The organism is Stenotrophomonas thermophila, from assembly GCF_001499715.1.
Taxonomy (GTDB): Bacteria; Pseudomonadota; Gammaproteobacteria; order Xanthomonadales; family Xanthomonadaceae; genus Stenotrophomonas; species Stenotrophomonas hibiscicola.
In genome coordinates this window covers 1-9,610 of the sequence record NZ_CVIW01000047.1, presented here as the reverse complement: position 1 = coordinate 9,610, position 9,610 = coordinate 1, and the positions used below count along the sequence as shown (strand labels likewise).

11 protein-coding genes and 1 tRNA gene are annotated in these 9,610 nt (G+C 66.5%); 9 read left to right on the top strand and 3 right to left on the bottom strand.

Features of this window, described 5'->3' with window-relative positions:
* Nucleotides 1-165 precede the first annotated feature (165 nt).
* Nucleotides 166-1,590 (bottom strand): sugar porter family MFS transporter, encoded by a 1,425-nt coding sequence (locus tag BN1263_RS16745; protein WP_058982745.1) that lies wholly within the window; start codon nucleotides 1,588-1,590, stop codon nucleotides 166-168.
* A 193-nt stretch (nucleotides 1,591-1,783) separates the two neighbouring features.
* On the opposite strand from BN1263_RS16745, the gene fdxA reads away from it, so the two are divergent.
* Nucleotides 1,784-2,107, top strand: a complete 324-nt coding sequence (fdxA, locus tag BN1263_RS16740) for a ferredoxin FdxA (protein ID WP_004153066.1) — start codon at nucleotides 1,784-1,786, stop codon at nucleotides 2,105-2,107.
* 220 nt (nucleotides 2,108-2,327) lie between these two features.
* Here the strand turns inward: fdxA and BN1263_RS16735 are convergent, their stop codons facing one another.
* Nucleotides 2,328-2,843, bottom strand: coding sequence for a hypothetical protein (locus BN1263_RS16735; RefSeq protein WP_046986015.1), 516 nt, complete (start codon nucleotides 2,841-2,843; stop codon nucleotides 2,328-2,330).
* Between the two features lie 32 nt (nucleotides 2,844-2,875).
* Complete coding sequence (dapA, locus tag BN1263_RS16730) at nucleotides 2,876-3,769, bottom strand: 4-hydroxy-tetrahydrodipicolinate synthase (RefSeq protein ID WP_019661178.1); 894 nt, start codon at nucleotides 3,767-3,769, stop codon at nucleotides 2,876-2,878.
* Nucleotides 3,770-3,933: 164 nt separating this feature from the next.
* Between dapA and BN1263_RS16725 the strand changes: the two genes are divergently transcribed.
* The 8 genes from BN1263_RS16725 to BN1263_RS16685 all read left to right on the top strand — a co-directional run bounded on the left by BN1263_RS16725 (nucleotide 3,934) and on the right by BN1263_RS16685 (nucleotide 9,586).
* Nucleotides 3,934-4,494 carry a glycine cleavage system transcriptional repressor gene (locus tag BN1263_RS16725; RefSeq protein ID WP_019661177.1) on the top strand — a complete coding sequence of 187 codons (561 nt, stop codon included), beginning with the start codon at nucleotides 3,934-3,936 and terminating at the stop codon, nucleotides 4,492-4,494.
* Nucleotides 4,495-4,573: 79 nt separating this feature from the next.
* Nucleotides 4,574-5,053, top strand: coding sequence for a peroxiredoxin (locus BN1263_RS16720; RefSeq protein WP_058982744.1), 480 nt, complete (start codon nucleotides 4,574-4,576; stop codon nucleotides 5,051-5,053).
* Nucleotides 5,054-5,137: 84 nt separating this feature from the next.
* Nucleotides 5,138-6,538, top strand: coding sequence for a PhoH family protein (locus tag BN1263_RS16715; protein WP_058982742.1), 1,401 nt, complete (start codon nucleotides 5,138-5,140; stop codon nucleotides 6,536-6,538).
* A complete protein-coding gene (locus BN1263_RS16710) occupies nucleotides 6,535-7,041 on the top strand; it encodes a hypothetical protein (protein WP_058982741.1) in 507 nt (168 codons plus the stop codon). Before BN1263_RS16715 ends, BN1263_RS16710 begins: the two co-directional genes overlap by 4 nt.
* Nucleotides 7,042-7,053: 12 nt before the next feature.
* Complete coding sequence (locus BN1263_RS16705; protein WP_019661173.1) at nucleotides 7,054-7,722, top strand: YoaK family protein; 669 nt, start codon at nucleotides 7,054-7,056, stop codon at nucleotides 7,720-7,722.
* Between the two features lie 64 nt (nucleotides 7,723-7,786).
* On the top strand, nucleotides 7,787-8,596 hold the full coding sequence (gene thiD, locus BN1263_RS16700; RefSeq protein ID WP_058982738.1) for a bifunctional hydroxymethylpyrimidine kinase/phosphomethylpyrimidine kinase: 810 nt from the start codon (nucleotides 7,787-7,789) through the stop codon (nucleotides 8,594-8,596).
* Nucleotides 8,593-9,519 (top strand): alpha/beta hydrolase family protein, encoded by a 927-nt coding sequence (locus tag BN1263_RS20240; protein WP_080398864.1) that lies wholly within the window; start codon nucleotides 8,593-8,595, stop codon nucleotides 9,517-9,519. The genes thiD and BN1263_RS20240 overlap by 4 nt, the downstream gene beginning before the upstream one ends.
* Nucleotides 9,510-9,586, top strand: a tRNA-Arg gene (locus BN1263_RS16685). Before BN1263_RS20240 ends, BN1263_RS16685 begins: the two co-directional genes overlap by 10 nt.
* Nucleotides 9,587-9,610 lie beyond the last annotated feature (24 nt).

Sequence of the window (9,610 nt, the reverse complement as noted above, 5' to 3'; positions counted from 1 at the left end):
GAAACTGTCAGGAGGGGGCAGGCCGCCCTCTCCAGGACCGTTGGCGCCATGGATGGCGCCATCGAGCACCATGGATGGGCTCTTGCGTGTCCTGGAGAGGGCGGCCTGCCCCCTCACACTCTGGACAAGCAGGCGCCAACGGAACGCAACCGAAGCCAGTCGCCGTCAGCCTTCCATCTGCTCCAGCTCCTTGCCCTTGGTCTCGCGTACGTAGCGGACCACGAAGAAGATCGAGAGGATGGCCGCCACCGTATAGATCCCGTAGGCCCCGGCCAGGCCGATGCCCGCCAGCAGCATCGGGAACGTCACGGTGATCGCGAAGTTCGAGGTCCACTGCGCCGCACCGGCGACGGCCAATGCCGGGCCGCGGATCTGGTTGGGGAACATTTCACCCAGCATCACCCACATCACCGGGCCCCAGGACATGTTGAAGAACACCACATAGACGTTGGCCGCCACCAGCGCCAGCCGGCCCATGCCGTCGGACAACTGCAGTCGACCGTCGGCGAGATTGCCACTGGCGAACGCGACCACCATCAGTACCAGCGCTACCGACATGCCGACCGAGCCGATCCACAGCAGCGGCTTGCGTCCGATGCGGTCGATCAGCAGCACCGTCAGCAGGCAGGCACCGATGCTCAGCGCACCGGACAATACATTGATCAGCAGCGCGTCGCTTTCCGAGAACCCCACCGCCTGCCACAGCACCGCGCCGTAGTAGAACACCACGTTGATGCCGACCAACTGCTGGAACATCGCCAGGCCGATGCCGACCCAGAGGATCGGGCGCAGCCTGCCGGTGACCTTGTCGCGCAGGTCGGCGAAGCGTGGCTTGTGCTGGTCCTGGGCCAGGCTCGCCTCGATCTCGGCCTGCTTGGCCGTGGCTGCGGCCTCGCCGTACAGCCGCGCCAACACCGCCCTCGCCTGCTCCGGGCGCCCCTTCACGACCAGGAAGCGCGGGCTTTCGGGAATCACCAGCAACAGCAGCAGGAACAGCCCCGATGGCAGCGCCTGCATCCAGAACATCCAGCGCCAGGCCTCATGGCCCAGCCATAGCGGCTCGGTCGACGCCCCAGCGGCACGGGCCAGCAGGTAATTGCTGAGGAAGGCGGCGAACAGGCCGCAGATGATCGCCATCTGCTGCACCGTGGCCAAGCGCCCGCGATAGCGCGCCGAGGCCACCTCGGCGATGTAGGCCGGCGACATCACGCTGGCCGCGCCCACCGCGAAACCGCCCACCACGCGCGCGGCGATGAACAGCCAGGAAGCGTGAGCGGCACCGGCGCCCAGCGCCGAAACCAGGAACATCAGCGCCGACACGATCAGCACGCCTCGGCGGCCCAGGCGATCCCCCAGCCAGCCTGCCAGGAAGGCACCGACCGCACACCCCAGCAGCATCGAAGCGACTTCGAAACCAAGCGCCGCCTCGCTGGAGCTGAAGGCCTGGCGAAGGCCGTCGACCGTGCCATTGATGACACCACTATCGAAGCCGAACAGGAATCCACCGAGGGTGGCCACGCAGCTGATGAGGACGATGAATGCCGTGTTTTCGCCGCCGTGGGAGGCGATGCCGGGTTGGCGCTGGGACATGGATGAACCTGTTGGGAAGGGAGGCCGGCCATCCGACGCAGCCGGCTGACCCGCAGCGTCGCACAGGCCTTGCCCTGCCGCCAATGTCCGCCACGGCCGCGCCTGCCAGGCGCCCGATTTCCGCCCCGCGCCGACACTGGGGGCCAACCTGTTCTAGAATTGGCGGGTTCAGGAATCGATCCGCCCCCAGCCCATGCCCTTTGTCGTCACCGAAAACTGCATCAAGTGCAAACACACCGATTGCGTGGAAGTGTGCCCCGTGGATTGCTTCCACGAAGGCCCGAACTTCCTGGTGATCGATCCGGATGAGTGCATCGACTGCACCCTGTGCGAACCGGAATGCCCGGTCAACGCGATCTTCCCGGAGGACGATGTTCCTGCCGGCCAGGAGAGCTTCGTCGCCCTCAACGCCGAGCTGGCGAAGGAGTGGCCGGTGCTGACCGTGCGCAAGGACCCGCCTGCCGACGCCGGCGAATGGGATGGCAAGCCGGACAAGCTGAAGCTGCTGGAACGCTGAAAGGCGCCCACAGCGACAACGAAAAGGGCGCCATCGGCGCCCTTTTCTGTTCTTCGGCAGGTGCCAACCGCAAGATCCGGCATCTGCCAACCGCGCGATCTGGAATCCATCAACCGCGCCGTCCGGTAGCTGCCAACCCTGGTTGGCACAAAAGCGCCGACCAAGGCCGGCCTCTACCAGAGCGGGTGCGGACCAAGGCCCGCACCCACCCGACCAGCCCTTACTGGGCCAGCTTCGCCTTGAGCGCGGCGATCAGCTTTACCGGCGCTTCGGCCGTGGCCGGCAGGCCGCGCGGGTCCACCGCGGAGATATAGGCGCCGGCATCGACGGCCACCACGCGGACCAGGAAGTTGCTGCCTTCGTAGGCCACGTCATACGAGCCCAGCAGCTGCGCGCGGCTGGCGATGGTCACGCCTTCCACGCCTTCCAGCGCGGTGCCGACCTTGGCGAAGGCCTCATCCTTGCCACCGGCGATGGTGAAACCCGTGTTGCCCACGGCCGGGGCCGCAGCCACCGGGGCCGCCGGCTTGGTCGCCGAGGCAAGGGTCGGCACCTTGTTGTCGCCGGTGGTGGCCGGCAGGTTCAGGTCCGGCGGCACTTCCAGCGGACGCATTTCCGGGGCCAGGGCGTAGTCGCCCTTGACGCCGCGCTTGAAGCAGCCGGTGGTGCCGGCAGCGACCGCCACAGCAAGCAGGGCATAGGACAGCACGCGGACGGTGGAAACGGATTGACGCATGTGAATCTCCTGGGTCAGACCAAGACGGAAGGTCAGTGGCTGGAAAGGGCTTCGAGGGCGGCGATGTCGCCGGCAAGGTGGTCGGCGGCCGCATGGTGCGGCGCCGACAGCGGCAGCAGCGGCAGGCGCAGGTCATGGCCGACACCGATGCGGCGCAGCAGCGCCTTGACCGGAATCGGGTTCGGTTCAACGCCGCAGAAATCGTGGAACGGCTGCAGGCGCGCGTCCCAGGATTCGGTGGCTGCATGGTCGTGCGCGGCGGCCAGTTCGCACATCCGGCGGTAGGCACCCGGAAGCACGTTGGAGCCCACGGAGATCAGGCCATCGATGCCGGCCCGGATCGAGCGCGCGGCGGTGCCGTCATCGCCACTGAGGACCGCGAACTTCGGGCTGCGCAGCGCCAGCAGCGCCTGCACCCGGCCGGTGTCGCCCACCGCCTCCTTGATGCCGACGATGTTGGGGTGGCTGGCCAGTTCGGCCACGGTCTCCGGCTGCATGTCGCAACCGGTACGGCCGGGCACGTTGTACAGCACGACCGGCAACCCGCCCTGGTCGGCGACCGCACGATAATGGGCAATCAGGCCGGCCTGGGTCGGCCTTACGTAAGGCGGGGTGACCACCAGTGCATGGCTGGCGCCAAGCGCGGCCGCACGACGGGTCTGTTCGATGGTTTTGGCAGTACCGGACAGGCCGGTGCCGGCCATGACCGGGATGCGGCCGCCAATGCGTTCGACCGCGCTGGCCAGCAGCAGGTCGTACTCGGCATCGGTGAGGGTTGCCGCTTCGCCGGTCGAGCCGGCAACGACAACGCCATGGACGCCACCTTCCAGTTGCAGGTGCAGCAGGCGCTGCCAACCGTCGGGATCGAGGGCGCCGTCGGCCCGGAACGGGGTCGCCAGCGCGGTGATGAGGCCGGAAAGGGACAAGGACGTGCTGCTCTTGGCTGGAAAGGGAAAACGCCCGCCACGAAAGGCCGGGGGCGACCTGAATGTTACTTGCGGCGCGAAAGCACGGGCAAGTATGCTGGACACCGGTGGATCCCCGCCTCTGGCGGGCATTCAGACTCACGCATGCATTACCCGGAATCGCCTTGACCGACACCACCCCGCGCCCCGCGCCGAGCGAAAACCACCTCCTGATCAACGCCTACACGACGCATCCGGAGTCCCCCCTGCTGCCCGTCACCCGCCGCATCGCCGACAGCGGCTGCAATCTGGTGGACGCACGCCTGGCCACGGTCGGCCGCGACGTCTCGGTCACCGCCCTGGCCACCGGCTCCTGGGACTCGGTGGCCAAGCTGGAGGCGATGCTGACCCGGCTGGAGCGCGAGGAAGGGCTGAAGCTGGTCTGGTACCGCACCGCCGCCAAGCAGGCGCAGTCCAACCTGCTGCCCTACATCGTCGAGGTGATCGCCGCCGACAAGCCGGGCATCCTGTTCCAGCTGGCCGATTTCTTCGACCGCCAGGGCATCACCATCGAGAACCTGCAGAGCACGCGCTACCGCGCCATGCAGACCGGTGCGGAAATGTTCAGCGCACAGGTCACCATCGGCGTGCCGGCCAACATGCATATTGCCGCGCTGCGCGACGATTTCCTTGAGTTCTGCGACCACCTGAACCTGGACGCGATCATGGATCCCATGAAGTTCTGATTCTTCGCGCGTCTCTCACGCGCGCGTGGCGTTTCATGTAGCTGTAATGGCAAGAACCCAGGCTCGACAGAAGGACCTCATGAACAACGGCGACACCCTGGACAGCACTACCCTCTCCCTGCCGCTGGCCCTGTCCGGCGGCGACCACGCCACCCTCGGCGACTATGCCGGCCAATGGCTGGTGCTGTACTTCTATCCCAAGGACAGCACGCCGGGCTGCACCACCGAAGGCATCGACTTCAACGCTCTGCTGCCGAAGTTCAGGAAGGCAGGCGCGGTGGTACTGGGCGTCTCGCGCGACTCGGTGAAGTCGCACGACAACTTCTGTGCCAAACAGGGCTTCAACTTCCCGCTGGTCAGCGATGGCGACGAAGCGCTGTGCACCGCCTTCGACGTGATCAGGATGAAGAACATGTACGGCAAGCAGGTACGTGGCATCGAACGCAGCACCTTCCTGATTTCCCCCGACAGCCGCATCGTGCAGTCCTGGCGCAAGGTCAAGGTTGCCGGCCATGCCGATGCCGTTCTCGCCGAACTGAAGGCCTCCCAGTCCAAGTGAGTCCCACTGCCTACTGTGTCTGCCATCACCCTGCCCCGCAGCAGGCCGTGGTGGTTTTTCCCTGTCCGTAACCAGGAATCGACGATGACCCGAGGCAAGCGCATCTACGTGCTGGATACCAACGTGCTGATGCACGATCCCACCGCGCTGTTCAAATTCGAGGAGCACGACATCTACCTGCCCATGCAGGTGATCGAGGAGCTGGACAACGGCAAGAAGGGCACCTCCGAAGCCAGCCGCAACGCTCGCCAGGTGAGCCGTTTCCTCAACGAGCTGGTGCAGGAATCCGGCCTGGACAACCTGGCCGACGGCATTCCACTGCAGCGTCCCAATGGCCTGCAGCTGCGCGGCAAGCAGAGCGCCGGCAAGCTGCGCTTCCAGACCAGCCATTTCGACGCGGGCAAGAGCTTTGGCAAGGTCATTCCGGACAATGCCATCCTCGGCGCGATCCTGGCCCTCAAGGAAGAAACGCCGGACCTGCCGGTGGTGTTCGTTTCCAAGGACATCAACCTGCGGATCAAGGCCGCCATCGCCGGCATCGTGTCCGAGGACTACGAGAACGACCGCGCACTGGACGATTTCAGCCTGCTCTACACCGGTGCCACCGAGCTGCCCGAAGACTTCTGGAAGCGCCACGGCGAGGATCTGCGCAGCTGGAGCGACAAGGGCCGCAGCCATTACGAGATCCAGACGCAGGATGGCGAGGAGTGGTACCCGAACCAGTACGTCTACCTGCCCGGCGAAGACGAAGTCGAACTGCGCGTCAGCCGCGTGGTCGGCGACGGCAAGGTAGTGCTGTCGCTGGTCGATGATTTCCGCCACGGCAGCCATGCCGTGTGGGGCATCAGCGCACGCAACCGCGAGCAGAATTTCGCCCTCAACGCACTGATGGACCCGGAGATCGACTTCGTCACCCTGCTGGGCACCGCCGGTACCGGCAAGACCCTGCTGGCACTCGCCGCCGGCCTGGCGCAGACGATGGACCAGCAGCGCTACCGCGAGATCATCATGACCCGCGCCACGGTCAGCGTTGGCGAGGACATCGGTTTCCTGCCGGGCACCGAGGAAGAGAAGATGACGCCGTGGATGGGCGCGCTGACCGACAACCTGGAAGTGCTCACGCACAACCAGGAAGGCGGCACCTGGGGCCGCCAAGCCACCAACGACCTGCTCGCCAGCCGCATCAAGATCCGCTCGATGAACTTCATGCGCGGCCGCACGTTCCTGTCACGCTACCTGATCCTGGACGAGGCGCAGAACCTCACCCCCAAGCAGATGAAGACGCTGATCACCCGTGCTGGCCCCGGCACCAAGATCGTCTGCCTGGGTAACGTCGAGCAGATCGACACCCCGTACCTGACCGAAACCACCTCGGGCCTGACCTACGCGGTGGATCGCTTCAAGAACTGGCCGCATAGTGCGCATATCACCCTGCGCCGTGGCGAACGCTCGCGCCTGGCCGATTACGCTTCGGAGGTGTTGTGAACCGCTGCACCCGCCTGCTGCTGCCCACGGCTGCGATCGCCCTCGCAGCCGTGCTCGGCGCCTGCACCACCACGCGCGGCCCGGCCAGCGTGCCGACCGCCGAACGTACCGGACAATCCTGGGTGGTCACCCGCCCGATCATCGCCGCGCAGGTGCTCGACACCTGCTCGCGGCCCAGTCCAGGCCGCGAGGCGGGCCGGGTCAGCGGCTACTGGGCACCCAGCCGGCAGCAGATCGACCAACTGGAAGCACAGCTCTCGTCGCTGCAGGCACAGGTCCCGAAGGTGCTGGACTTCGACCGCCAGTACGTCGGCATCGAAAGCGCCGGCAAGCGGCTGATCTACGTCAACGCCTTCCACCTGCCCGATGGCAGCGGCATCAATCCGGCACGGGAAGCGATCCGCGTCTGCGACGGCGGCACGCAGTTCTGGGGCGCGGTGTTCGACCCCTCCAGCAATACCTTCAGCGAGCTGCAGTTCAACGGCGGCTTCGGCGGGCCCTGAGGGGCCTTGCCGATGGGAATACGCCTGCCCACCTGGGTCTGGATTGGTGCGGTCGCGCTCTCGTGCGTGGCCGGCATGGTCAACGTGGTCGGCTTCCTCGGCTTCGAGCATCAGGCGGTCAGCCACATGACCGGCAGCACCAGCCAGCTGGGCATGGCGCTGGCGCAGGGCGACTGGCGCGCGGTCGGCCATCTGTGGGGGCTGCTGATCGCGTTCTCACTGGGTGCGATGCTCAGCGGCCTGTTGATCCAGGACAGTACCCTGCAACTGGGCCGACGCTACGGCGTGGCGCTGGCCTTGGAGTCCGCGCTGCTGCTGGTGGCCATTCCGCTGTTCGAACGCCACCAGATCTGGGGCGCACTGGCCGCCGCCATGGCCTGCGGCCTGCAGAACGCGATGGCCACCACCTTCAGCGGCGCGGTGGTACGCACCACCCATCTCAGCGGCATGTTCACCGACCTCGGCATCGGCCTGGGCCACCTGCTGCGCGGATTGCCGCTGCAGGTACGACGCCTGACCCTCAGCGGCCTGATCATCAGCGGCTTCCTGGCCGGCGGCATCCTCGGCGCCTGGCTGTTCATGCGTTGGCAATATGACGCCCTGCTCGCCCCTGCCCTGCTGACTGGCCTGACGGGCCTGGGCTATGTGCTGTACCAGCAATGGGCACGTTGGCGGCATTGAATCAAGGACATCGGCGCATGGCGTGGATCTACCTTCCCCTGCGCGACCACGGCACAATCGCGGAATGAGCCCGACCACTCCCGTTTCCGCCCTCACCATCGCCGGCTCCGACTCCGGTGGAGGGGCGGGCATCCAGGCCGACCTGAAAACCTTCGCCGCGCATCGCGTGCACGGCCTCTCCGCAATCACCGCACTGACCGCGCAGAACACGCGTGGCGTCATCGCCGTGCATGTGCCGCCGATCGACTTCCTGCGCGCGCAGCTGGAAGCCTGTTTCGACGATTTCGACATTCACGCGGTAAAGCTGGGCATGCTGGCCAACGCCGGCGTGATCAACGCCGTTGCTGACGCACTGGAGAAGCATCGTCCGCCGCACGTGGTGCTGGACCCGGTGATGGTCGCCACCAGTGGGGCGCGCCTGCTGGAAGACAGCGCATTGCAGGCCATGCGTGAGCGCCTGATCCCGCTGGCCACGCTGATCACCCCCAACACACCGGAAGCAGAACTGCTGGTCGGACGGAAGATCAGCAATGGCGATGACGCTGAGCGCGCGGCGTCAGCCCTGCTCGATCTCGGTGCCGGCGCCGTACTGCTGAAAGGTGGCCACCTGCAGGAAGGCAACCGCGTAATCGACCGCTACTTCGACGGCGTCAGCAACGAAGAATTCATCCACGCCCGCCTGCCACTGGACGCACATGGCACCGGCTGCACGCTGGCTGCGGCCATCGCCGCGCAGCTGTGCAATGGCCTGAGCCTGGCCAACGCCTGCGAAGCCGGCATCGATTACGTCGCACGCAGCCTGCAGCGGAGCCATGCCCCTGGTCGCAGCGAGGTGCGGGTGCTCGATCACTTCGGCGCGGCACCACACGCATGAACCTGGCGCCGCGCATCCTCGCCGTACAGTGCGACGACGGCCATCGCTACGAAGTGATTGCCTGCGTGCCCGCGCACCCCACTGCGCGCCTGCTGTGGCTGCCGGCACTGGGCGTGGCCGCGCGCCACTACCTGCCACTGGCTTTGGCGCTGGCGGCGAAGGGCGTGGCGGTGTACCTGCACGAGTGGCGCGGCAACGGCAGCAGTTCGCTGCGCCCATCGCGCGCGCTGGACTGGGGCTATCGCGAGGTACTCCAACAGGATCTGCCAGGCAGCCAGGCCGTTCTGGCTGCAGCGGATGAAGAGGCTGGCACCCTGCCCTGGATCATCGGCGGCCACAGCCTTGGCGGGCAGCTGGCCTGCGTGCATGCCGGACGCCATCCGCAGCACTTCAACCGGCTGTGGCTGGGCGCCAGCGGCTCACCGTTCTGGCGTGGCTTCCCGCCACCACGCGGATGGCTGCTGCCGCTGGTCTACCGCTTTCTGCCGTGGATCGCTCAGCGCCAGGGCGTGCTGCATGGCCGTCGCCTTGGCTTCGGCGGCACCGAGGCGCGCGGCCTGATTGCCGACTGGGCGCGCGTGGGCCTGAACAACCACTACGCCGCGTCCGGCATGGACGAAGACCTCGATGCGCAGATGGCGCGCGTGCATGGCAGCGCGCAGGCGGTGCTGATGGAGCACGACTGGTTGGCCCCCACCGGATCGATGCAGACGCTGCTGGCGAAGCTGCCGAATGTGGACGCGCAGCTGCGCGTGCTGTCCGCGCAGGAACTGGGCACGCGCGCCGATCATTTCGCGTGGCTGAAGGCGCCGGACGCCGTGGCTGACAGCTTTTTCATTCAGTTGGATGAAAATTTTCACAAAACTGTTGACGGTCTGCGCCGACATCCGCATAATTCCGCTCCTGTCGCAGGGCGCCCGTAGCTCAGTTGGATAGAGTACCTGGCTACGAACCAGGCGGTCGGGAGTTCGAATCTCTCCGGGCGCACCACTCGACAGGTTTCCGGCATCCGCC